Raw genomic sequence first — 24,146 nt, forward strand, 5'->3', positions numbered from 1 at the left:
ATGGTTACTCTGGATTTACAGATGAACCTGTATCATTAAAAGGGGCTGTCCCATAAGTCATGAACATGACGGTGGGACAGCCCTTATTAGCGTTATTGTGGTCTAACGAACCAACCTGGTGCACTATACGTTATTGAAGCAACATCAACGCGCTCTTTATTTGCTTTGTGCAACGGGGGCGTTATTTTCCCAAGCGTAAGCAACTGATTTTACAGGGACAAAGTAAGAATGCTCCAGCAGAATTTCACGCATATCCCCTGCCTGAGTCGGGGGACTTTCCGACTTCTCTACTGCCTGCATAATGTCAAAGGCGTAATCCACATAAACATCGCCTTCATCGTTCAGCATGAAAGGAAGCTCCTGACCAGAGTATACACTGTTCAACGTAACCCCCGGAGCACCAGCCTGTGCGGCTTTTTCCATATCGACAGCATATAGCCCAGGATACAGTTCTTCCCCACTTGGCAGTTGATTGTTATGTACCGACTTGTATTGATTGACCATTCGCTGAACATCATTAACTTTCTGCACCGTTTGCAGATCCATAACTTTAACAGTCGGCTTTACTTCTTCATCCTGGATGATAAAGTAAGCGCTCCCACCACTCTCAAAAGCTGTTCCAGGAATTTCATCCAAATATCCCTGCTGTTTCAGCTTGGAGAGATCGATTCTAAATTTTTCATATTTAGGTGTTTCCATATCTGCATTAACTATGGGCAAAATCCCCTGATCCTGTTGGAATGCTTCTACGGCCGTCTGGATACGGTTTATACTTTCCCTGTAAGCAACTTTGGGATCAGCATTACTCTGGGATTGATACATGCAACCACTCGCTGTCAACGCAAACAGCAGGAGTAACAGCAGATAAGTCATCTGCTGCTTTAGACGTCGCCGTCCGCTTAACTTCACGTATTTCCACTTCTTCCTGTTCATCCGTATCCTCCTCGAATCGTTCCCTTCAGGTCTACTTAGAACCAGTCATCCTCTTCCTGCTGCTGACGCTCTAATTGTTTGCGAATTGCGGCCTTCAGGGGATCCTCCGGTACGTGAACCACCATCGATCCCCTCACCTTCGCTTGACAAGCAAGTCGGGTCCCCGCATCCAACAGCGAACCCAGCTTACGTTTCTCCGCATCCGTTGGTAAGTGTAGTGCTGCAAGATGTTCCGCGTCCACTTTCACCTTACACATCAAGCAGGCTGCCTTGCCATCGCATCGGGTCGCTATTTTCACACCTGCACGTCGTGCAGCATTTAGCAGCGTTACCCCAGATTTTATCCGAATTGTTTTGTTTTGTGGTAAAAATGTAATCGTGTAATCCATCATTTTTCCTCCCTCAGTCTACTGGGGCCAGTCGAAGCCAACAAGCTCTTCCACTTCCGCTCTGAAACGGCTTGTCCATACATTTTGCTGCCCCAATAAAACCATTAGAGGTTGATGCAATTCGGGCCTCTGCCGAATCTGTCTTGCAATGGGTTCATAACGATCAGCTCGACCTCTCATCAGGTTGAATAACAGCTCATGAGCAAGCGGCATCAGTCTTACTGTGTAGCCACCGACCATGGCTTCAGGTGCATGCTTCACCAAGACATGCTCAATCTCAGTGCGATACCAGCTTTTTCTTGACCATACCTCAAAACCACCAACCAGCTCCAATGCACAGTTCCCCACCTGATAATGACTGAGTAGTGATGCATAGGGTCCAGTCCTATCTACTACCGGCACGTCCAACCCCACTCCAGGAGCAGATTTATGCAGCATCTTGGCTGCGGTGATATCAGCATAAATATCAATATCTCTGGGAGCCTGCTGTAACTCCACCTGCTGGAGCAACAAACCACAACTTCCTCCAAGCAACCATGTGTAAGGCTCTCTACACCAGGCTTTTGCGGTTTCCAGCAAAGCCGCGTGCAATTCAGGAAAGCGTTCTGTCCGATCCTCCGTTTCATGCGGCCCCATCGGCTCACCTTCCCCTCATCCGTTTTCATTTGTGTCAGTTCTATGATGTGTATATGCGGATGTTATCTCTCAGGTAGAAAGATCAGGTCAGAGAAGCTATTCCGCCAAAAAAACCAATCAGCATAATTAGAAAAGCAATTAATGAAAGAATCCCCCGTACAACACCTTTTGTTTTGGCACGAGCAAACGTAATCAGGAATACAGATAGTCCCATAATGAGGATTGCGACCAAAGACAGCCACATCTTGTCCATTGCGTTCATAATCCAGAAGTCTCCCCTTCAATCCGTTATTCATCACTGACACTGTGATAATTGCAATTATTATAACACGAAACTCGGCCCAACTTTCCAAAAAAAAGACAAAAAGCAAGTCGGCAGAAGCCGACTCGTCTTTTTGTCTTGCTCGACAACCTGCCAGAGCAGGTGCGATCTATTATTTTTTCATCATCATTTTCATTAATGATTCCATACTGTTTGGGTTTAATCCGCTTTTTTTGACGGCACTTACAATGTCCTGAACTGTATCTTCAGATACAGGTACTTTCGCCATAGCGGATACTTGCTTGATCAATTGGCGCAACTGAGCTTCATTTTGCATGGTGGACGGTTTCACTGTACTCGCCAATTTCTTAACGGCACCTTCTGTGATCGTTTTGCCTGTTTTTTTGTTGATCGCTTTCAGCGCATCTTTGGAAATGTTGTTACCCATTCGTCTCCCCTCCTCCGGTAATACTCATGTGTATAGTATGAGTACACCGGAGAAAAGGTGAATAAGCTTCCCGTTTCGCATGATTTGCCTATAGCACCCTCAAATCCATATTAAGAATGCCATTGCTCCCATGTTTCAAGCGTCATGACTTCCATTTCAGTTTTCGGGTCACGTCCCATTAAGGCTTCAACCGCATCCCGCGGCTCTCTTTCCTGAAAAAGAACGTGATACAGCTGATCTGCAATCGGCATTTGAACACCGTATTTCTGAGAAATAAAGTAAGCTGCCTGCGTGGTCCGTATGCCTTCCACAACCATGCCCATGGAATTCAAAACATCGTCCAGTTTCTGTCCTTGACCTAGCAGGGAACCCGCTCTCCAGTTACGGCTGTGCTGACTTGTTGCGGTCACGACCAGATCGCCGATCCCTGCAAGTCCAGAAAATGTAAGCGGATTCGCACCCATCTCGACACCTATACGGGTGATTTCAGCAAGTCCACGGGTTAACAAAGCAGCCTTTGCATTGTCACCAAAATTAAGCCCATCGGACATCCCCGCACCAAGAGCAATGATGTTCTTGAACGCTCCTGCCAATTCAACCCCCAGCATATCGCGATTCGTATAGACACGGAAATAGGCATTCATGAATAAACCTTGAGCTGCCTCGGCAAAAGCTTTGTCCAATGAAGCCACAACAACCGTTGTTGGGCAACGCTTTACCACTTCTTCCGCATGACTTGGGCCGGAAAGTACAACGATACGTCCTTCTTCACATTCAAGTTCTTCCGAGATGACTGTGGACATTCGTTTCAGGCTCTCCGTTTCAAACCCCTTGGTTGCATGAATAATTAACATTTCCGGTTTGTAATACGCTTTAAGCTGGTGTGCCACCGAACGCATCGCCGATGAAGGAGCAACAATTAACACCGCTGAAGCCCCTTCAACTGCCGTTGCCATATCCGTAGTTGCGTGAATACGGGGTGACAGTTGTGCATCAGGAAGGTAACGTTGATTTGTATGTTTAGTATTGATCTCTGCGGCCTGGTCTTCACCACGTGTCCACATGATCACGTCCAGCTGATTGGCAGCCAATACACTGGCGAGCGCAGTTCCCCAACTGCCTGCAACCAGAACAGCAACTTTTTTAGACAACGCGTTTTCCCCCTCCAGGGTTTTTCGATCCCAATTTATTTTCCTGTCCTTTGGCGAGCTTCGCAATGTTGGTACGATGTCTCCAGAACGCAAACAGACAAATAATCAGACTTCCCCAGAAGATACTCATCGAATATCCAGGTAACATAAGGATGAAGAGCGGTGTCAAAGCTACAAAAATCAGGGAACCCAGTGAAACATATCGTGTCAATACGATGGACAGGATAGCAAATACTCCGGCACATAGCGCAGGAACAAGAGCAAGAGTCACGAGCACACCAATGGCTGTAGCGATGCCTTTTCCTCCACGGAAACGGAAGTACAGCGGCCAGTTATGTCCCGCAATAGCAGCAATCCCACTGAGTGCAGGAATCCAATCGGAACCGTTGCTGAGCCAAACCCCAATCCAAACAGCCGCAATACCTTTAAGTACATCCAGCAGCAGTACCAGAATTGCCGGTCCTTTACCCAATATCCGCAATGTATTGGTAGCCCCCGCATTTCCACTTCCGTGCTGACGGATATCGATCCCCCGTAGTGCTTTTGCAAGGAGGACACTAAAGCTGATTGAACCGAGCAGATAGCTCAGTACAATCGCTGCGATTTGTAAAATCACAAACTTCTCCCCTAACCTTCGTCGGACTTCCTCCGAGTAAATATGCGAATTGGCGTCCCTTCAAAATCAAACGCTGCACGAATTTTATTCTCGAGGTAGCGTTCGTACGAAAAGTGCATCAATTCCGGATCGTTCACAAAAATAACCATGGTTGGAGGTTTAACAGCAACCTGCGTCACATAGTTGATGCGCATTCTGCGTCCTTTATCTGTCGGTGGAGGATTAATCGCCACAGCGTCAGATACCACATCGTTAAGTAAATGCGTCTGAACACGCATGGAATGCTGCTGTGCTACACGTTGAACAACAGGTAACAATTTTTGCAAGCGTTGTTTTGTTTTAGCTGACAAAAATACAACCGGAGCGTAAGTCATAAACAGGAAATGGTCCCGAATTTTTTTCTCAAACTCGTTCATTGTTTTATCAGACTTCTCCACAACGTCCCATTTGTTTACAACAAACATAGAGGCCTTGCCTGCTTCGAATGCATAACCTGCAATATGCTTGTCCTGTTCAATAATGCCTTCTTCGCCATTAATAACAATCAGAACCACATCTGCACGCTCAATGGCACGCATAGCACGCATCACGCTGTATTTCTCCGTCGTTTCATAGACTTTACCGCGCTTACGCATACCTGCTGTATCAATCAGCACATAGCGTTGGCCATCTTTTTCGAATGGTGTATCAATAGCGTCACGCGTCGTTCCAGCAACATCACTGACAATAACACGTTCTTCGCCCAAAATGGCGTTTACCAGTGAAGATTTCCCCACGTTAGGGCGTCCAATCAGAGCTACACGAATGACGTCGTCATCGTAAGTCTCTTCCTCAAGTTCAGGCAATTTCTCGACGATCGCATCGAGCAAATCTCCTACACCTGTGCCATGACTTCCAGATACTCCGATGGGATCACCAAACCCAAATCCATAAAACTCATAAATGAGCTCACTGCGCCCGATATTATCCACTTTGTTAACGGCTACAACGATAGGCTTGCCTGAGCGGTACAACATCTCTGCGACTTCTTCATCAGATTGCGTAATCCCTGCTTTTGCATCACACATGAATACAATAACATCCGCTTCTTCAATGGCGAGCTCCGCCTGCATCCGGATTGATTTTAGAATGACGTCCTCGCCGTCGATTTCGATACCACCGGTATCGATAATGCTAAATGGTTTACCGTTCCATTCACCGATTCCGTATATACGGTCACGGGTAATGCCCGGTTTGTCTTCCACAATGGCCAATCTGTCGCCGATAATCCGATTAAAAATGGTGGATTTACCCACATTCGGTCGCCCGACAATTGCCACAACGGGTCTTGCCATACATTCCACTCCTCCTGTCCATACTTACGATACTCATCATAGCAAAAAACACCTGTCTTGGCTAACGTTTCATGCTGTTATACTCGGCAATAACAACAATCGGCGAACCCGCTGGGGCTCGCCGATCTTGCTTTTATTGTTCAGCAAAATATGCAGTATTTAACTAAGAACCATGCACAGATAACTTATTTGAATTTGCTGAGTTTGTCACCGAAGCGCTCGCCGAGCGTGATGCTCAGACCTTGATTGCTCATGGAAACGTTCGGGTTATTGATTTCTTCACGTGGAGCGTTGTTTCTTGCTGGTCTTTCCGATTTAGGCGCTTGGGCAGGAGCTTCTTCTGTTTCCTTGATGCTCAGGCTTACACGTTGCTCAGAAGGGTTCATGTCCAAGATTTTAACTTGAACTTCTTGTCCTTCTTTCAGCACTTCATGAGGAGTGCCAATGTGTTTGTGGGAGATTTGTGAGATATGCACAAGTCCCTCAACACCAGGAGCGATTTCAACAAATGCACCGAAGTCAACCAGACGTTTTACAACACCTGTTACGATATCGCTGGAATTGAATTTGTCGCCAGCTGTTTCCCAAGGGCCTGGTTGAACAGCTTTCATGCTCAAGCTGATTTTACCTTTTTCAGGATCAACTTTCAGCACTTTTACGTTAACTTTGTCGCCTTCAGACAGGACGTCAGATGGTTTTTCAACGTGTGTCCAAGCCAGCTCGGATACGTGAACCAGACCGTCTACTCCGCCTACATCAACGAATGCACCGAATTGAGTCAGGCGTTGTACCGTACCTTCGATGACTTGACCTTCTTGCAAACCAGCCATAACCGTAGCTTTGTTTGCTTCGAATTCTTGCTCAAGTACGTCTTTTTGAGAAAGGATCACTTTGTTGTTCTCACGGTCGATCTCTTTCACTTTAACACGCAATGTGCGTCCTTTGTAATCGCTGAAATCTTCAACGAAATGGCGCTCAACCATGGAAGCCGGGATAAATCCACGTACGCCCACGTCTGCAACCAGACCACCTTTAACAACATCAGCTACAACAACTTCGAATACGTCTTGGTCTTCAAAATGCTTTTGCAATTGATCCCAAGCGTTTTCGCTGTCGATTGCACGTTTGGACAGTACGAGTTTTTCTTTCTCGTCGTCGATGCTAAGTACTTTAGCTTCAACTTCTTGTCCAACTTCAACTGCATCAGACGCGCTGTCTACGTGTAAAGAAGACAGTTCACGAATTGGAATTACACCGTCATATTTATATCCAATGCTCACATAGGCTTGGTTATCTTCCAATTTGACGATGGTTCCTTTTACGGTATCTCCTTTTTTCAAGGAAACGAATTGATCCAACTCATCTTGGGTTGCTTCTTGATTTTTCATTTCTTCCGACATGTCAAATACCCTCCTCAATTCAAAAACCCCATTATATTCAAACCTGCCTGTAGCAGAGTTCAAAACACTTTCAGAACTGAATGCATAGCTTAGCTTCCCTCAAAAAAATGGAAACATGCACTCTGTTGTCCAACGCCACCTTGCTTACTTGCTCGGCACGCCCGTTTGCACCATTTCGTTAATCTTGGACATAATCTTCTCCGTCGCTCTCTCCAGAGCATCTCCGGATGGATCTTCTTTGAACTCGTCCAAATTAACAGGTGCTCCATACACAACTTTCATCTTACGAAAAACCTTGTAGTTACCGATAATAGCAGTAGGAATAACAGTAGCACCACTTCGGAGTGCAAAGCTCGCTGCCCCTTTTTTACCGATGCCTCCATCATTGTGACGGCTTCCTGAAGGGAAAATGCCAAGCACTTCACCATTACGCAAAATGTTGAGTGAAGTCTTAATGGATTCCTTGCTGACACCTCCGCGTTTAACCGGGAAAGCGCCTACGGCTTTGATAATTCGGCCTAAGACCGGAATATCAAACAATTCGCTTTTGGCCATAAATCGCACCTGACGGCGAATCTTGATACCTACCGTTGGAGGGTCAAAGTTACTGATATGATTGGAACATAAAAGTACGCCGCCTTCTTTCGGGATGTTCTCCCGTCCGATAGCCTCCAGGCGGAAAAGAATGGTGTAAATGATCCGCAGTAATGTGCTGCAAAATGTGTAAATCATAGACCGATCTCTCCTCTGACCATTGTGCAATAAGACACGATTTTGTCAACCACTTCATGGATGCTCATCTTGGTTGTATCGAGCACAGTAGCGTCCTCAGCACAACGAAGCGGGGAAATCTCCCGACCTTCATCCAATTTATCACGGGTGGCAATATCTCGCTCAAGTTGCTGCAACGTCAGTCCTTCAGAGGGGTCCAGTTCTTTGAAGCGGCGAAGTGCACGCTCTTCCACACTGGCAGTCATGAAGATTTTCACTTCCGCATCGGGCAGTACTGTCGTTCCGATATCGCGTCCATCCATGACGACGCCCTTGCGCAAAGCCATTTGCCGCTGTGTATCCACTAATTGTGTACGCAGCCCCTCGATTTGCGCATATCGGGACACGATTCCCGTCACTTCACGGGAGCGGATTTCCGAGGTTACATCTTCCCCATTACAGAACACTTTCTGTCCGTCGGGATCCGGTTGTAAATCAATGACCAGCTTTTGGGTTTCCTGAAGCACCTCTGGCACATCTTCCGGTGAGATTCCTTTCCGAAGCATATGCAGGGTTACCGCACGGTACATTGCGCCAGTGTCGACGTATATATACGCGAGCGCCTCTGCAACCAATCGGGCCACCGTGCTTTTCCCGGCACCGGCAGGTCCGTCAATTGCAACGTTCATTTTCCCGTTCTCTGATGTGTTCTGGCTTGCCAACGGGGCATTCCTCCTCAAACGATAAGCCTCAATAAAAAAACAGGCATTGCCTGCATCGTCAAAATTATACCACACTATACACATGGATGCAAAAACAGACAAATTAGTGTTGCACCAAATCGTTTACCATTTGCATCTGAATTGGTGTTCCTTCCAAACGATCAATTGTCGTCATATTTTTCTTCAAATCAGGCACTTGAAGTAACAATTGATATACCACAAGCAGGATCAAAAGGAACACGATCAGTTTCATAACCTTTCTCTCCATCCTCATGGATAACACATAATACAGGCGCTTGTATCTTCGGGATGCATGGCGATTGTTCATGAGCCGAACCTCCGTTTTCCCATTACAGTGCCCACCGCTGTCCCTTTTTATGCCAGACAAACAACATTTTTTTATTTCGTACGATAATCTAATTGTCGTTCAAAGCAAAACTTGATGATCTTCTGTCGTTCCGAATCCGTAATCTGTACGAACTTTAACATGCATAGCTGTCTGCCTGTTTCCGTGGTTTTGATTCGAACCACTTCAGCTTCAAAATTCGCATGTTCAATTGCCCCATTACGATAGGGGATCAGCAACCAGCATTTCAGCTTCTGTCCTTCAGCAATGATAAAGCCAGGTTCACCGTGTATGGATAACCCACCGCCCCCAATATCTTCAGTCAACCCCACTGCACGGGTCAGATCTTCACTCTGAATGGCCATTTCAAGATTTGCATGAACACGCAAAAAACTGCGACGCTGGATTTTGGTAATATCATCCGGTAAGGGCTTGCGAATTCGTACAAGCCGGACAACGTCTTCTTCAAATCCGGTCACGTACGTGTTGAAATAATGATTGACCCCATCTTCCGTAATATAAGAAATGGACAACTCCTCGCCAAAAAACAACCTTTTTAACCGACTGCTTCCTTGCTGCATGGGAACTTCGATCAAAAAACTGTTATCGTCCACATCTGCAATGCGTGATTTGTACTCTTTGCTTTCCTCTTTTTCATCTACAGAGGCAATCTGGATGTATAGAACTTCATTTATTTTGGGAAACAAGCTGTTCACCGCCACCTTAGCTTTTTATCTTCGCATCGTATGTACAAGGACTATTATACCATGACCTTTCTCATAGTGGACAACAAAAAACAGACCACCATGATGGTCTGTTCCTTAATTGATTTGAATTTTTAACAAGCTGCCGGCTCTGGATGTTATTTGGTCTCATTCACCGGTTTGATTTCCTCAACTGCTTCTTCCACACCTGTATCGGCGTTGATGTAAATTCTATACTTCGTGCCGTTAATGCGTCCGCCGAATTCGTAACAAAGAACTTCTTTGCTGTAATCATTCTTAATGAGTGACTTACGAGCATAGCTCTCCTTGAATTCGGGATTCAGCTTTTTGCGGGCTTGTTCGACGGTGAGAGCCGCTTTGGGAATCTCCCGTTTCTTCTGATGCTCATATACGAAGTCACTTGCCTGGAAACCGGTAACATCCCCGTTATCCAGCCCCACTCGAACAGACATTTTTTCCGGATAAATCAATGTATCGCCTTGTTTGCGCACATAGGTCAGGTTACCGAGATTTCCAAACTCATCATAATTGACCGCCTTCATATCTTTGTAACCTTTATTGGAAAGGAATTGATCCGCTTTTGCCATGGCATCCTTACGTGTTACTTTCTTTGTCCCGATCGGACGTGTGTCACTGTAAGAGATGAGCAAACCGCCATTACGTGTGAAGTCCATCATTAATTTACTGTCTTTGGATCGATCAACCGTGGCTGTATACGATTCCCAATCTGTACCTTTACCATTTTCCTGTACTTGAATCTTACCGTGTTCGGCATCAGAAAACTTGGCAGCTTTAGTTTGGATCTGCTCTTTGGTCATCGGTAAACCATCCAGCTTTTTCACCGAACGTTTGGCATAAATGCTGGAGACTGAAGGACCCCAATCAAGCTCAGGGTATTCCTGAACCTTTTTGTTCACCGTACGGAACCCGTCCACGATGCTATTGTCCATCGTTTGTTGTTCCGTTGCCATTGCTGACTCGGCATCCATCCAGCGTAAGCGATCGGTAATAACCTTCTGCTGTACATCCTGCAGATTCTTGGTAATCTCGGACGAATTCTGATACAGTTTCTTCAGGTTGCCCATTTCTTTTTCACTTAAAGGTTCATTTGTCAGATCACGCATGGACGCCTGATAAGCAAAGTTTGAAATACGGGAGAGAAATTCCTCCGTTTCATTGAATGGCAGCATCGTAAGCGGCAATTGATTAATCTCATTTTGCGCTTCACTGGTAAGTCGCCACACGTTCATCAGACCTTTGCGATGCATTCCCTGGGACGTAGCATGAACAGCCAATGTATTCCCAATCTCCGAATGCAATTTGTCCATATGAAAAGATAAATCGTGAAAAGCACGCTGATACTGATTCTCTGCTTTGATCAGAATTGCATTTTTCTCCTGGTTCTCTTGGTATCCCCATACGAGAGCACCGATCAGCAGAACTGCAAATATCGGAAACATAACTGAACTTAAACGTTTATACATCGGTAGAGTCTCCTTTCTTCTAAGCCACTACCTCTATTGTGGATCGAAGAAAGACCTCTTATGCATGCGATTTCCAGTCTGGCCAATTACGGTTCATAATTGTTGGTTCAATATTGTTCGTTTAATTCAACTGGACCCAGGTTACACCGCCATCCTCCTCAATTTCGAACTGGTCCCGATTGTCACATAGACACTGTTTGAAGCCAGTCTCAATTCTTCCTCGTTCCTTCTTACCTCGCAGCGTAAAACGTTCACCACATTGTTTGCATCTAATTTTGATCTTGATCCTCATCACGTGTATCCCCGTTTCTATTTGTCTTTCCCCGGGGATTTTTTATATTGTACAAACAAAAAAAAACACACCGGGGCATCAGGCGCAGGTTGCGCTCCATGTCCACCAGTGTGTCCGAATTTTTATAATTTAATCTCTTCCTCACGCTTCACAAATCGAAAAGGAGAACGGTTATTGGCCCTTGTAATCTTGCCTATCGCTCCGTACCATAAACCAGCCATCAGTGGGGCAATGAACCACAACCAATGATTCACCATGGTGTTCATAATGACATCGTAAAGCGCATGCCAGAAGAATGGCAAGACGAGTGAAAGCATAAGAAACCAACGTTTCTTCTTGCCATCCGTGAACTTGGCCCGACCCATGTAATACCCCATAATGACGGCAAACATAGCATGACCCGATACAGGAAGTAATGCACGAATGAACATGGCTGAGACGGAAGCATTCCCCGCAAAGGCATACAACACATTCTCTACTGTAGCAAATCCAAGTGAAACCGCAACGGAGTACAAAATCCCATCGTAAGGTTCGTCGAACTCAGTGTGGTTATAGATAATATGATATATCACAAACCATTTAACGAACTCTTCGACCCCACCCGAAATCAGGATGGCTTCAACATAAGGATTATCTCCAAGCCAGATCATCATACCCCGTTGAATAATCATGACAGGCAGTACCATCAGAATCCCCATCAAAAAAACTCGAAATACCATGTGAAGAGGTTCGGAGTCATAACGGTCTTTCAGATAAAAGTATGTTAACAAGGCGAGACCCGGAGCTACTGCTGCCGCTAAAACCGAAAACAAAAGCACCGAAATTCCCTCCTCTGACTAAGACGCAGTTACAACTTGAACTTATTCTTGACGTTTGAAGTGGGTGCAGATAACTTCAATCGCTTTTTCAGGCATAACAACTTTTCCGTATTCTTCCATAACTGCTGGAGTAACTGAAGATCCTTCACCGAACTCAGCGAGCAACGCTATCAGTGCAGCATGTTTGGTGGAATCCACGTCATCCGGTTCCAAATGCAAAAACCACTTATCATTATAGGAATAGAGTCTTCCTGCATCTGTTACGTGCTGATGCAACATATGTGCAGCCTCAACTAACACTTCAAAATCTTTGAATGCATAGACGATGGAATCACTTTGCTCCAGTGTAACTTCCATCTCATAAACTTCTTCAGGCAGATCATCCTCATGACCTGAACCATATTGTTGCGGATCATATTTCCCCCGGGTGACAATGACAACCATCCCTTGAGCGGGAAGTGCGAATACTTCGACTGCAAGTGGACCTGTAGCATCAAATCCAAGTTCGGAATAAGCCTGGTCCATCATTTCAGTGAACAGTTCATGAACTTTAGGTATTTCCTGCCACATATCTTCTTTTTGTATTCCGCGCTCGCTCAGATCGTCAAAGGTCAGGAAAATCCGTATCTTATCGTGACTTAATCGTTCTATTTTCATACAGGATCTCCCCTTTATAAGCAAGTCTTATAACAGATTATGATGCACAAAACAATATGTGCTGAAAATAAATCTATGTAGTTATGTTATCATTTTATACCTGCAAATGCACGAAGTAAAATCGACAAAAAAAGAATCAATCCACATCAAAACAGGACTGTGGATGATTCTAATGGGGAGTTTTGGTTTATAAACCCGGTACTGTTGTGTTTGTTTGAGTTAAAATCTGCTCAACTTCATGTTTGACATCTGGATTGGTGCGAATAAAATCCTTTAACATGTTCATATTCTCTTCCTTTTCCTGCGGAGTAACTGTTCTTGTACTCTTTTTAAGCGAGTTCTTGTGTGACTCTTCACCATGTTCATTTGATTTGGAGCTGAATCCGTCCATGCCCGGGAATGTCATCTCCATCATCTTATGTTTGGCCTGATTCATCATGCTGCGGGATGAACCGGAAGACAGCATTGGCATTTTACCTTTGGACAGCCAAGTACTGGCTGCTACGCCAACTGCAATGCCCACTAAAAAAGATGACGCCTTCATTACACCAACCTCCTCTTAATGTTAAAATCACAACTAGTGTTTGCGGGAGCGCGCCATATCATTCGCATAAATACAGGAAAGGGAGTTGAAATCATGGTTAGACACATCGCCGCCTTAATTATGATTGCATGCATGCTGTTGTCAGCGTGTGGAGCAAAAGAACAAACATCACCTGAAATCGCGAGGTCCAGCAACGAATCAGATACTTCTTCCCCGAACAAGCAGAACGGTCCAACTGCAACTGGCACAGAGGAAGCTCATTCCACTGATTCCCAGTTCCCAACGGATAAAACATCTGATCAGGAAACACCCGGTGATGACGATACGTTTCTAACAGAAAAGGAAAATACAAACAGCACAGCCGGTACAGAGGCATCCACAGATAATATTGAAAAAACGTACCACATGAACGCCAATTATTACATCAAGCCCAATGATAAAACGAGTGAAAACAAAGTGGTGTTGCTGACATTTGATGATGGCCCCAAAGAAGAAAAAATGATTAATGCTTTAATCGACACATTGGATAAACATGAAGCGAAAGCGATATTTTTTGTTAACGGATACCGAGTGAAGAGTCACCCAGAATTGCTAGAGATCATTCATGAACGTGGTCAAGTGGTAGGAAATCATGCGTGGGATCATGAGGATCTGAAAAAGATGTCCACCTCGGTAGCTACCAAACAGGTAACCGATGTTCAAAAGATTGTGAAAGATACGATTGGCGTGGAGCCCCAGTTCTTCCGTCCACCCTTCGGCTCAGGTAATGATGCTTTGAAAGCCACTGTCAAAAAAAACGGCATGTTATATATGACATGGTCTAATGGTTCACTGGACTGGGACAAGAGTACCAAAAACAAACCGGATAAAGTCATCCAGAATGTACTGGATCAATTAAACCCGGGTAGTAATATTTTGATGCATGAGCTGCCCTGGACTGTTGACGCACTCGATGAGTTGTTAACCAAACTGGAAAAGAAAGGCTACACTTTTGTCGACCCCCGCTCCATTGAATTGGAAGCACGCTAACTTACTTATTTGGCCAACACTCAGCATAATCTCAGTGATGATTTAGAATGGACATAAAGGAACATACAAAGTTAAATAAACAGCCTTGATCCCATGTGGATCAAGGCTGTTTATTTGAGAGCATTCGCAAAGTAATGATATGCATTTCTGCGGGACAACAAAGTCTGAACGGCAAATGATTTGTTCCGTATCCTTTGCTAACCAGCATTTTGCCTTCCTGCTCGGTATCATTACCATCTTTTCTCAAAGAGAACCATCCGCTAGATACCGAGCGGTACGCTTTGTTAAGAAAAACGGGGCCAAACCCAGGCATTACCAATTGTCCGCCATGCGTGTGACCACTTAATATCAGATCAACTGGTTCATTTAAATGAAGAGCCTGCAGGGGATCGTGCACGATAGCAATTTTGCAATCTTTGGTATCCAGCTCTGTAAGCAGTGAATCCCCTCGCCCTGAACGATAATCAAATCCAACCAGGCAAAGTTTGCTTTTGCCTTTATGAAGATAGACGGTAGAATCTTGCAAAAGTTGAATGCCCGTATCCCGGAATATCCGTTCGAGCTGTACAGTTCCTGCTCTTTTATCGTGGTTTCCATACACGGTATATGCAGGAGCTATATATGATAATAAGCTCATGTTATGTCTGACAATGGGCCATGAAATTCCTTTTTCTGCCACATCTCCCCCAATGATAACCCAGTCAACCTGATTGCGAAGGTACTCCAGATCCTTCTGTTTCAGTCTGCGTTTATGGATATCCGATAAATACAGGATTTTGCTCCCATCAAAAGAAGACGGCAAATTCGACACTTCAACCTCTTCGGAAACAATGTGGTGAAGATGCGCCTCACGCCACATATGAACCAGCAAGATAATCCCTGCCAAAATAACGACCACAAACCAGATCCACATTACCAAGGCCATGGAAGAAACGTATTCAGAGGAGGCGCTCCTTCCACTCCCCACCAAATAAGACTTATGGTAAGCAAAATAAATATAAAAATGAGTGAGTTTACAAATCGTTTACTAAGCCGCAAACGCCGAGAAGGATGAAGCTCTGTCCGTGTAGGCAGTGTACCCGCTTCGGAAACGGATTCTTCTGATGGATTTTGTGCTTTTTTGGTGCGTGCTGGTGCCCGCTGGGGGAGTACCGGACTTTCCAACGATGTTATATTCGATTTGCGTTGTGATCTTGGTATGGAGACAGAAGTGATCTGCGGGATGATGGCCACCTCCGCGGCAGCAGCTGATTCAACAACCAAATTGACTTGAGAAGTTTCAGAACGCTCAGACGTCTCTGTCTTATCCGAGTTACGATGGCGCTGTCTGCCGTATGTCTTCATTCTACTTAATTGCTGATTCATGATCCCCTCCGAAAACGTATCGCTAATCCAGACACCAAATCAATAATAAAATGACATAATATTGGCGCCCATAATGTGCCGGATTGCAAATAAATCCAACCCAATCCGTAACTGGAGACAAATACCCAACCTGTTGGAATCCAATGCCGCAGATATCGGATGTGGATCACTGCAAATATAATACTTGTCCAGTAGGGACCTATCGCATACTGTATAGCTCCACGAAATAACAATTCTTCGCAGACAGCAACGATGGCTGCTATACATACAATATGCCAGATCGGACGCTGTCGAAACAGCATCTCGTTAATCCCCCCGTCGTCCATACTTTCTTGAGGAATGACATAGGACAGAATCAAGTCCATTACAAGCATTATGCCAGCAAGTCCAAGTCCCCACCATATAAAATGGTAGCTGTCAGGCCATGCAAACACATCCAACAAATTTCGCTTCTGCAATAAAATCCACACAACCCCAACGATCAGAGTTAAACCTTGTGTAAAATATAGATTGATCAGGAGCAAGCGCTCGGTAAGCTGCTGTGGTTCAGCCTTCTGAATCTTGAACTTGGGAAACTTCAACTTTTTCATCGATGTGTCTGTCCTCTTGACTTATATTTGATGGATAACAAGTTCGTTGTCCAATCGGATAGTATACTAAATCATAGCCAAAAAACCAAATAGGTTCAAGGCCTGCCCCAAGTCCCGATTTTTCAGCGTAGCTATATCCGATGGATTAGTTCATTACTACAATAAAATTCGATTCACAAAACAGCTTGTAATCAAGATGATTTTATCATTAACGAAGTCAATTGCTAACATTTATTTGCTTTGTCTGCCACTGAAGAAAATGAATTTCGTAAATTGAACTAAAACATTTATGCCTATTGACATGCTCATGTCAGCCATGATACATTATGAAAAAATTAGTCACGTTAAACACGATGATGGAAAAAAGACGTTGCTTTGTCTTACAGAGAGCCGATGGATGGTGTAAATCGGTGGCAGGCAGATGATCTTGAGCGCTCCTGAGTTATTGCATTGAAATTGGAGTAGGTGCAATCGGTTTAGACCCGTTATCCTCTTCGGTCTTCATTGACCGCTAAGACTGTCGTTGCGAAACGGCGGTGAATTAGGGTGGTACCACGACAACTCTCGTCCCTTATTGCGCAAGCAGTATGTGGATTGAGAGTTTTTTGATTTATTTTAAGTAAAGACGTGGGAATTGCCCTATTTGCTACACCCTCCCCCTCTGCTGCGACACCGCGTTGTTGAGAGGAAGGATCGGAATGGTTTTAAGGAATACCTCTTCTGTGAGGTCAGACCTTGACGATATAGATACACATACCAAGGAGGAAGAAACCATGTACAAAGTGTTAGTGTCGGACCCTATTAGTGATCTGGGTATCCAGCAACTGGTGGATGCAAATGATGTTGTTGTAGAGAAGAAAACAGGTCTTAGCGAAGATGAACTTGTTGCCATTATCGGCAATTATGATGCCCTTCTGGTTCGAAGCCAGACTCGTGTTACGGATCGTATTATGACTGCAGGTACAAATCTTAAAGTCATCGGACGTGCTGGTGTAGGTGTAGATAACATTGATCTGGAAGCTGCTACACAACGTGGTATCATTGTTATTAATGCTCCCGATGGTAACACCATTACGACATGTGAGCATACATTTGCCATGATGATGGCACTTGCGCGACACATTCCTCAAGCTTATGCCAAAACCATTCAAGGTACTTGGGATCGCAAAACCTTCCTTGGTGTGGAATTAAGAAACAAAACACTGGGTGTACTCGGTATGGGACGAATTGGGAGTGAAGTTGCAAAACGAGCGAAAGCGTTCGGTATGGACATTCTTGCATTCGATCCGTTCCTCACACAAGAGCGTGCTGAAAAACTGCAAGTTAAACTGGCCAGCGTGGATGACATCATTCGCAATGCCGACTTCATGACTGTACACACACCATTGACACCTGAAACACGCCATATGATTTCCCGTCCACAATTTGAAGTCATGAAAAAGGGAATGCGTATTATCAACTGTGCCCGCGGTGGAGTTGTTGATGAACTGGCACTTGTAGAAGCCATTGATGAAGGTATCGTTGCTGGTGCAGCATTTGACGTTTTCGAGAGCGAGCCGCCAGCTGCTGATCACCCGTTCCTGAATCACCCAAGCATTATTGTTACACCTCACCTGGGTGCATCCACAGTAGAAGCTCAAGAAAACGTAGCTATTGATGTATCAGAACAAGTACTGCACATCCTGCGCAATGAACCGTTCAAAAACGCAGTTAACATGCCAGCTGTGGCTCCAACAGTAATGAACAAATTACAGCCGTACTTTAAACTGGGCGAAACACTGGGTAGCTTCGCGGCTCAGATCACTCAAAATGCGGTTCAGGAAATTCGGATCGATTATGCTGGAGACCTGTCTGAAGTGGATACTTCCCCTTTAACTCGTTACATTGTAAAAGGGATTCTGGCAAGACATCTAGGTGGAGAAGCCAATATTGTCAACTCCATGCATTTAGCTAAAGTGCGGGATCTCAATGTAGTGGTTAGCCAAACATCGACTACCAAAGGATTTACAAATCTGATTACCGTTACACTTGTAACGACTCAGGATTCCGAGGAGCGCCGTGTTGCGGGCACATTGCTTGCCGGTTACGGAGAACGAATCGTGCGTCTTGACAAATTCCCAGTGGATATTGCTCCGGAAGGTCACCAAATTCTAATCTCGCATAATGACAAACCAGGTATTATCGGACGAGTGGGAACCTTGCTCGGACAAAACGATGTGAACATCGCATCAATGCAAGTTGGTCGGAAAATTATCGGTGGAGCTGCTATTATGATTCTGACAGTTGACAAGGAAGTTCCGAAAGATGTTCTTGTACAGCTCGCTGCTCTTCCAGAAATCAATACAGCCGTTGAAATTGTACTCCATTAATATCAAATATTCAAAAGAGGCAATCCTGTAAAGGATCGCCTCTTTTTTGGTTAACTTAACTGAATAATGTTTAGTGTCGCCCCCGGAGGAGATAGAACAGCTGTACCAATAAGCCCAAATAATTGAAACTGGATTGTTGAACCGGCGGTAACAGTCACAATAAAGTCAGATTGCAACTGACTAATTGAAAGGGTTGGAGATACTACACTTGCCGGAATGGCGGTCCCGTTAAGCAAAATTCGAGATTGAATAGCGAGTGCAGCTGTCAGATTTATTTTGTAAGAGATATAATAACGGCCTGCATTTGTAAGAGTGAAGGTGTCATTCGCCCCATTGACCGTTATGCCAGTTCCTATATTTTGGTTATTCGGCAATGGAATAAGTGTACCACCTAATATTACAACAATCGTACCACTCGTGTTTTCTGCGTAAGCTGAATTGGAAGTTATGGAAGCTCCTGTTGCTCCTGTTGCACCTGTACTTCCACTTACACCAACGCCGGTGGCTCCCGTGACTCCCGTATCTCCAGTGGCCCCAGTGACTCCGGTGACTCCTGTTGCGCCGATGGCTCCTGTACTTCCAGTTACACCGACCCCGGTGACTCCGGTAATTCCCGTATCTCCAGCGACCCCAGTTGCCCCCGTAACTCCTGTATCCCCTATGCCTCCTGTGGCTCCTGTAGCTCCTGTAGCTCCTGTACTTCCACTTACACCAACACCTGTCGCTCCAGTAACTCCTGTTGCCCCGGTGGCTCCTGTACTGCCAGTCACACTTACTCCCGTAGCTCCAGTTTCCCCCGTTGCTCCTGCTCCGGCAAGCAAGGTATAGTCTGGCGAAGTGCCCGGTGTTCCGGTTGGCGACGCCACATCTGCAATGAACGTATTACCATTGAACGTTACCACCTGACCAGCTGGATACGTTGGCGCTACTGATGGGTCAAACGGTACTATGCCGCTTAGTCCTACGCCGGTGGCACCTGTTATTCCCGTAGGTCCGGCGCCTGCAAGCAATGTATAGAACCCGGAGTTCCTGTTGGTGAAGATACATTCGTAATATAAGTACTGCCGTTAAATATTACGACTTGAACTGCTCCATCCAATCCTATGCCTGTTGCTCCTGTAACACCGGTAGGTCCTGCACCAGCCAAAAGCATATAGTCAGGAGATGTTCCTGGAGTCCCCGTTGGAGAAGCCACATTTGTAATATAGGTACTACCATTGAATGTTACGACTTGACCCGCTGGATATGTTGGTGCAAGCGCCTGATCAAACGGAACCGAGCCCGTTAAACCTGCACCTGTTGCCCCCGTTGTTCCGCCTGACACAAACAACGTGTAGTCTGGTGAACTTCCCGGTAAACCCGTGGGTCCATTCACATTAACAACATAAAGACTGCCATTATACAAAACCACTTGACCTTGCACATAACCAGGTGCCTGAGCTGAATCAAACACGGAGATATCATACAGTCCAACTCCTGGCAACCCCTGCGGACCTGGTACGCCTTGGGGACCTACAGGACCTATGGGTCCAGCTGTTCCTCCTGGCCCGGCTGGACCAGGCACCCCGGGTACACCTGGCACTTCTGGTGGACCTGGAGGACCAGGGGTTCCGGGTGTACCAAACGAACTTGTGGCACGACTTAAAGATATGGATATGGATCGAATCAATCCGACCAGTTTATCTTTTTCGTCAGGTGAAACTTCCAGAAGCAATGTGACGCTTAATAAATCATCTAGTAGATTTTGTAAATTACCCACCAAATTGATGACCGCTACCGGCACAACTTCAGAACCTGCTATTGTGAGTTCCAACACAGATTGCAGCTCTGCTTTCACCCCAGGACGAAAACTGGTAGTATTAACAAAAAAGAGTAAATTCCGTAAACTGTTTTGTAAAGCCAAAATATGGGCCGCAGTAGGCTGGCTGACCGCGACCGGAATAGTCACAGTGAGAGAGCTCAAAATAGACTGAAACTGCTCCACTTCACTGGATGTTATTGGAATAAATAGTGATCCCGCTCGAAACGATCTTCCTTCCAGAAAAGCCTTAATATTAACCCGTTTTCTTTCATCAGGCATGCGAAATCCAATCCTCCTTTTACTTCCTTGTTTTTAAACTTATGTTACATAGGAGGCAAAATTATCTTGGACACTTTTTTATGCAAATAAAAGTGACTTCTTATGTTCCACGTTGAACAAGATTAAACGGTACTGTTCAACAAAAAAGCACCCTCTACAGGCAATGTCATTAAGATAAGGCACAGACCCAAAAATGAATAACAAGAGCAGGTCATCCAAAAGATGGCCTGCTTTTTTTGCGTAAAAAAACTTGACAAGTTGTTAGAAATGTGTGGCGAAGCCCCTTGAAACAAAGAGGAGGTTACGCCAATGAATTCGTACGCAATTTCGCTAAAAGACAAGTTGACATCCCTCATACGAGAAATGTCTCTCGCGCCCGCACCTTATGTTAGAAACGCGGAAAACGATTTTACCCGAAAGAAAAAGTTGCCTTTTGAAACGGTAATGCATCTTCTCATCTCTATGGGAGGCAACAGCCTGTACAAGGAGCTTCTGGAATCCCAAGGCTATGATGTGAACACCGCAACCACTTCTGCTTTTGTCCAGCAGCGGAATAAAATTCTGCCGTCTGCTGTGGAGTTCTTGTTTCACCAATTTACGCAATCCTACACGGATATCAAGGACTACCGCGGGTATCGGTTACTTGCCGTTGACGGTTCGGATTTGCATATCGCTACGGACTCGTCAGACACGGATACCTACTTTCAAAATGCGCCTGGGACGAAAGGCTACAACCTGTTGCACTTGAACGCTGCCTATGACTTATGCAACCGACTATATGTAGATGCGGTCGTCCAGCCGCGAAGATTGTGCAACGAGGGAAGGGCGCTCGCCACGATGGTGGATCGTTCTCCCATTCAGGGAAAAACCATTGTCATTGCTGACCGGGGCTATGAAAGCTACAACAATTTCGCACATTTGGAACGCAAGGGGTGGAGCTATGTCATTCGGGTAAAGGATCTGAATTCAAAGGGGATTCTTTCAGGCTTACACTTGCCTTCTGGGGGAGAATTTGATACGAACGTGCATCTGACACTTACCAAAAAGCAAACCAAAGAGATTAAGGCTCAGCCTGAGAAGTATAAGTTCGTCCCATCCACCTCTACCTTTGATTTTTTGGATCTGCAGGAGAATCTGTATTACCCGATTTTCTTTCGGGTTGTTCGTTTTGTACTGCCAACGGGCGATTATGAAACCGTCATTACAAATCTTTCAGCCGATGATTTTCCGCCGGATGCACTGAAATCTATTTATCACCTGCGCTGGGGCATTGAAACTTCTTTCAGGGCACTAAAATACACTGTGGGTCTGACCAATTTTCACGCCAAAAAGCAAGAGTCCATCGTCCAAGAGATATTCGCAAGAATGATCCTGTACAATTTTGCTGAAATGGTGACCTCGCACGTCATCATTTCGCAAATGGATAAACAGCACCTATACCAAGTAAACTTTACGGTTGCTGTTCATGTGTGTAGGTACTTTCTGCGCTCAAGGGACGAAGAACCCCCGCCTGATGTTGAAGCACTGATTCGCAAGAACATATTGCCCATTCGACCCCATCGACCAGGACAGGAGAATAAGCGAAAAATCCGCTGGAAATCAGTCGTTAGCTTCGTATACAGAGTAGCATAATTAGTGCCATATGAACATTTTTTAAGCGGACATTCCTTCCGCTTTGTTTGCTGTATCATTTTTTCGTACTTGGACAAAAAAGTAACGGCACAGGACTTTTCCCATGCCGTTTCAATTTTATTTTTTTATTCTCATTTTTGTCTTTAAGCTAAACTTAATGACATTGCCTCTACAGGAGGGTGCTTTCGCACTTTTTGTATGAAATCGGGCTATTTCGGGGAATCCACAGGAAATTGTAAAATAAACTCCGTACCTTCACCAAGTACACTGTTGACATTAATGGTGCCGTGATGCGCATCCACAATATTTTTCACAATCGCCAGACCTAGTCCTGTACCGACACTTTCCCCTCGAACACGAGCCTTATCTGCTTTGTAGAATCGTTCAAAAATGAATGGCAGATCCGAAGATGGAATGCCTACCCCTTCATCTTTTACAATCACTTTAGCTGCAGGTGTCCGCAGATCTGTTAAGAATTCTGCTGATATGACAACATTTTTGCCCGACGGTGTGTGCCGGAATGCATTATCCAGCAAATTCGTAAACACCTGTTCAAGCCGATCTTCATCGGCCTGGTGAAGTTCAATGGAAGACTGATTGCATTCAAACTGAAGATGAATATCCTGTTCCTTAGAGCGTACGGAAAACTTCCTGTATACCCGTTCCAGCAGCTCAACCAGGTCAACTTCCTTTACGGCCATATCCGTATGTCCCGCTTCCATTCGGGCAAGATCAAGCAGATCCTTAACCAATCTGCCCATACGTAAAGACTCATCATGAATAACTTGAATTAACTCTTCGCTTTCTTCTGGAGAAGCCGCCATTCCATCCAAAAGAGCTTCACTATATCCTTGCATCATAGATAGTGGAGTTCGTATTTCGTGAGATACGTTTGCGACAAAATCACGACGCATTTTCTCCAGTCGTACTTCTTCCGTTACATCACGAAGCACGGCTACAGCACCTCGTACGACACTATCAGCATATAAAGGCGCCATCTGAACAGACCAGACTCCCTGTTGCACATGCACGTTAGAGTTCTGATCCTTGCCTTGTTCCATGACCGCTTTGAACAACGGAACGAGCGGTTCGGGCACTTCCCGTAAAGAGCTAACCGAACTGTCCGATTCATTTCCTTCACCCATCTGCTGCGCCCAGTCAAGATCACACCATGCCTGCATGATTTTCTCTCCAGGCGGATTGGTCAGAATCACTTTGCCCTCACCGTCGAATGTAACTACTGCATCAGTCATACTTCTGAGAACACTCGCCAAATGTTCCTTCTCATGGTTAAGATTGCGGATATTATCTTCCAACTGTGCAGCCATATGATTAAAAGTATTTCCCAATTCGCCGATCTCATCACTCGTCACAAGGGAGAGACGCGTACCGTAATTTCCTTTACGTATGGCATTCGCTGCCTGGATTAACTGCTGCATCGGTTGCGTAATTTTCGTAAAAAGAAACAACGCAAAGAAGGTCGTCAGGCTGAAACCGATAATACAAACATATGTGAACAAACGCTTGATATCTCTAGACTCAGACTCAGCAAAATTTGTATCAATATACGGCAGCAAAAAAAGACCCAGCGCTATGAGTACACAGCCCACAAG

General features: G+C 45.2%; 26 protein-coding genes and 1 other annotated feature. Of the genes, 3 read left to right on the forward strand and 23 right to left on the reverse strand.

Going from position 1 to position 24,146, the window contains the following annotated elements:
- Positions 1-156: 156 nt before the first annotated feature.
- From JNUCC31_RS02875 to JNUCC31_RS02955, 17 genes are all read right to left on the reverse strand, one after another.
- Positions 157-933, reverse strand: a complete 777-nt coding sequence (locus JNUCC31_RS02875; RefSeq protein WP_192268391.1) for a DUF3939 domain-containing protein — start codon at positions 931-933, stop codon at positions 157-159.
- A 35-nt stretch (positions 934-968) separates the two neighbouring features.
- On the reverse strand, positions 969-1,322 hold the full coding sequence (locus JNUCC31_RS02880) for a 2Fe-2S iron-sulfur cluster-binding protein (protein WP_192272688.1): 354 nt from the start codon (positions 1,320-1,322) through the stop codon (positions 969-971).
- Positions 1,323-1,340: 18 nt separating this feature from the next.
- Positions 1,341-1,958 carry a hypothetical protein gene (locus tag JNUCC31_RS02885; protein ID WP_192268393.1) on the reverse strand — a complete coding sequence of 206 codons (618 nt, stop codon included), beginning with the start codon at positions 1,956-1,958 and terminating at the stop codon, positions 1,341-1,343.
- Positions 1,959-2,040: 82 nt separating this feature from the next.
- Entirely contained in the window at positions 2,041-2,220 is a 180-nt protein-coding gene (locus JNUCC31_RS02890) for a DUF2768 family protein (protein WP_192268395.1), read from the reverse strand.
- A 172-nt stretch (positions 2,221-2,392) separates the two neighbouring features.
- Positions 2,393-2,668: a stage VI sporulation protein F gene (locus JNUCC31_RS02895; protein WP_056696692.1), complete on the reverse strand. Its 276-nt coding sequence runs from the start codon at positions 2,666-2,668 to the stop codon at positions 2,393-2,395.
- A 110-nt stretch (positions 2,669-2,778) separates the two neighbouring features.
- Positions 2,779-3,819, reverse strand: coding sequence for an NAD(P)H-dependent glycerol-3-phosphate dehydrogenase (locus JNUCC31_RS02900; RefSeq protein WP_192268397.1), 1,041 nt, complete (start codon positions 3,817-3,819; stop codon positions 2,779-2,781).
- Entirely contained in the window at positions 3,812-4,435 is a 624-nt protein-coding gene (plsY, locus tag JNUCC31_RS02905; protein WP_192268399.1) for a glycerol-3-phosphate 1-O-acyltransferase PlsY, read from the reverse strand. Before plsY ends, JNUCC31_RS02900 begins: the two co-directional genes overlap by 8 nt.
- An 11-nt stretch (positions 4,436-4,446) precedes the next feature.
- Positions 4,447-5,769, reverse strand: coding sequence for a ribosome biogenesis GTPase Der (gene der / locus JNUCC31_RS02910; protein WP_024630683.1), 1,323 nt, complete (start codon positions 5,767-5,769; stop codon positions 4,447-4,449).
- 185 nt (positions 5,770-5,954) lie between these two features.
- Positions 5,955-7,169, reverse strand: a complete 1,215-nt coding sequence (rpsA, locus tag JNUCC31_RS02915) for a 30S ribosomal protein S1 (RefSeq protein WP_192268401.1) — start codon at positions 7,167-7,169, stop codon at positions 5,955-5,957.
- Positions 7,170-7,313: 144 nt separating this feature from the next.
- Positions 7,314-7,901 carry a lysophospholipid acyltransferase family protein gene (locus tag JNUCC31_RS02920; RefSeq protein WP_192268403.1) on the reverse strand — a complete coding sequence of 196 codons (588 nt, stop codon included), beginning with the start codon at positions 7,899-7,901 and terminating at the stop codon, positions 7,314-7,316.
- Positions 7,898-8,602, reverse strand: coding sequence for a (d)CMP kinase (cmk, locus tag JNUCC31_RS02925; RefSeq protein WP_062327326.1), 705 nt, complete (start codon positions 8,600-8,602; stop codon positions 7,898-7,900). Before cmk ends, JNUCC31_RS02920 begins: the two co-directional genes overlap by 4 nt.
- A 103-nt stretch (positions 8,603-8,705) precedes the next feature.
- Positions 8,706-8,930, reverse strand: a complete 225-nt coding sequence (locus tag JNUCC31_RS02930; RefSeq protein ID WP_192268405.1) for a hypothetical protein — start codon at positions 8,928-8,930, stop codon at positions 8,706-8,708.
- Between the two features lie 71 nt (positions 8,931-9,001).
- The gene (locus JNUCC31_RS02935; RefSeq protein WP_192268407.1) at positions 9,002-9,655 is read right to left on the reverse strand and encodes a flagellar brake protein; all 654 of its coding nucleotides are present in this window, start codon (positions 9,653-9,655) and stop codon (positions 9,002-9,004) included.
- Between the two features lie 155 nt (positions 9,656-9,810).
- Complete coding sequence (ypeB, locus tag JNUCC31_RS02940; RefSeq protein WP_192268409.1) at positions 9,811-11,157, reverse strand: germination protein YpeB; 1,347 nt, start codon at positions 11,155-11,157, stop codon at positions 9,811-9,813.
- 414 nt (positions 11,158-11,571) lie between these two features.
- The gene (prsW, locus tag JNUCC31_RS02945; RefSeq protein ID WP_192268411.1) at positions 11,572-12,267 is read right to left on the reverse strand and encodes a glutamic-type intramembrane protease PrsW; all 696 of its coding nucleotides are present in this window, start codon (positions 12,265-12,267) and stop codon (positions 11,572-11,574) included.
- A gap of 42 nt (positions 12,268-12,309) precedes the next feature.
- Positions 12,310-12,924, reverse strand: coding sequence for a genetic competence negative regulator (locus JNUCC31_RS02950; RefSeq protein ID WP_192268413.1), 615 nt, complete (start codon positions 12,922-12,924; stop codon positions 12,310-12,312).
- Positions 12,925-13,111: 187 nt separating this feature from the next.
- A complete protein-coding gene (locus tag JNUCC31_RS02955; protein ID WP_192268415.1) occupies positions 13,112-13,468 on the reverse strand; it encodes a hypothetical protein in 357 nt (118 codons plus the stop codon).
- A gap of 93 nt (positions 13,469-13,561) precedes the next feature.
- Between JNUCC31_RS02955 and JNUCC31_RS02960 the strand changes: the two genes are divergently transcribed.
- The gene (locus JNUCC31_RS02960) at positions 13,562-14,497 is read left to right on the forward strand and encodes a polysaccharide deacetylase family protein (RefSeq protein WP_192268417.1); all 936 of its coding nucleotides are present in this window, start codon (positions 13,562-13,564) and stop codon (positions 14,495-14,497) included.
- 100 nt (positions 14,498-14,597) lie between these two features.
- Here the strand turns inward: JNUCC31_RS02960 and JNUCC31_RS02965 are convergent, their stop codons facing one another.
- The 3 genes from JNUCC31_RS02965 to JNUCC31_RS02975 are packed head-to-tail and all read right to left on the reverse strand — an operon-like array spanning position 14,598 to position 16,452.
- A complete protein-coding gene (locus JNUCC31_RS02965; RefSeq protein WP_192268419.1) occupies positions 14,598-15,422 on the reverse strand; it encodes a metallophosphoesterase in 825 nt (274 codons plus the stop codon).
- Positions 15,410-15,862 carry a hypothetical protein gene (locus tag JNUCC31_RS02970; RefSeq protein ID WP_192268421.1) on the reverse strand — a complete coding sequence of 151 codons (453 nt, stop codon included), beginning with the start codon at positions 15,860-15,862 and terminating at the stop codon, positions 15,410-15,412. Before JNUCC31_RS02970 ends, JNUCC31_RS02965 begins: the two co-directional genes overlap by 13 nt.
- Complete coding sequence (locus tag JNUCC31_RS02975) at positions 15,859-16,452, reverse strand: type II CAAX endopeptidase family protein (protein WP_192268423.1); 594 nt, start codon at positions 16,450-16,452, stop codon at positions 15,859-15,861. Before JNUCC31_RS02975 ends, JNUCC31_RS02970 begins: the two co-directional genes overlap by 4 nt.
- A 344-nt stretch (positions 16,453-16,796) precedes the next feature.
- Positions 16,797-17,027: a binding site (T-box leader), on the forward strand.
- A gap of 198 nt (positions 17,028-17,225) precedes the next feature.
- Here JNUCC31_RS02975 and serA point away from each other — a divergent pair.
- Positions 17,226-18,821 (forward strand): phosphoglycerate dehydrogenase, encoded by a 1,596-nt coding sequence (serA, locus tag JNUCC31_RS02980; protein ID WP_192268425.1) that lies wholly within the window; start codon positions 17,226-17,228, stop codon positions 18,819-18,821.
- A gap of 50 nt (positions 18,822-18,871) precedes the next feature.
- Here the strand turns inward: serA and JNUCC31_RS33900 are convergent, their stop codons facing one another.
- Together JNUCC31_RS33900 and JNUCC31_RS02990 are read right to left on the reverse strand one after the other, a co-directional pair.
- Positions 18,872-19,831 carry a BclA C-terminal domain-containing protein gene (locus JNUCC31_RS33900; protein WP_323374359.1) on the reverse strand — a complete coding sequence of 320 codons (960 nt, stop codon included), beginning with the start codon at positions 19,829-19,831 and terminating at the stop codon, positions 18,872-18,874.
- Positions 19,801-20,901: a collagen-like repeat preface domain-containing protein gene (locus JNUCC31_RS02990; RefSeq protein WP_192268427.1), complete on the reverse strand. Its 1,101-nt coding sequence runs from the start codon at positions 20,899-20,901 to the stop codon at positions 19,801-19,803. Before JNUCC31_RS02990 ends, JNUCC31_RS33900 begins: the two co-directional genes overlap by 31 nt.
- A 309-nt stretch (positions 20,902-21,210) precedes the next feature.
- Between JNUCC31_RS02990 and JNUCC31_RS02995 the strand changes: the two genes are divergently transcribed.
- A complete protein-coding gene (locus JNUCC31_RS02995) occupies positions 21,211-22,533 on the forward strand; it encodes an IS4 family transposase (RefSeq protein WP_192265659.1) in 1,323 nt (440 codons plus the stop codon).
- A 209-nt stretch (positions 22,534-22,742) separates the two neighbouring features.
- Here the strand turns inward: JNUCC31_RS02995 and JNUCC31_RS03000 are convergent, their stop codons facing one another.
- Entirely contained in the window at positions 22,743-24,143 is a 1,401-nt protein-coding gene (locus tag JNUCC31_RS03000; RefSeq protein ID WP_228469470.1) for an ATP-binding protein, read from the reverse strand.
- Between the last annotated feature and the right edge of the window lie 3 nt (positions 24,144-24,146).

This window comes from Paenibacillus sp. JNUCC-31 (genome assembly GCF_014844075.1).
Lineage (GTDB): Bacteria > Bacillota > Bacilli > Paenibacillales > Paenibacillaceae > Paenibacillus.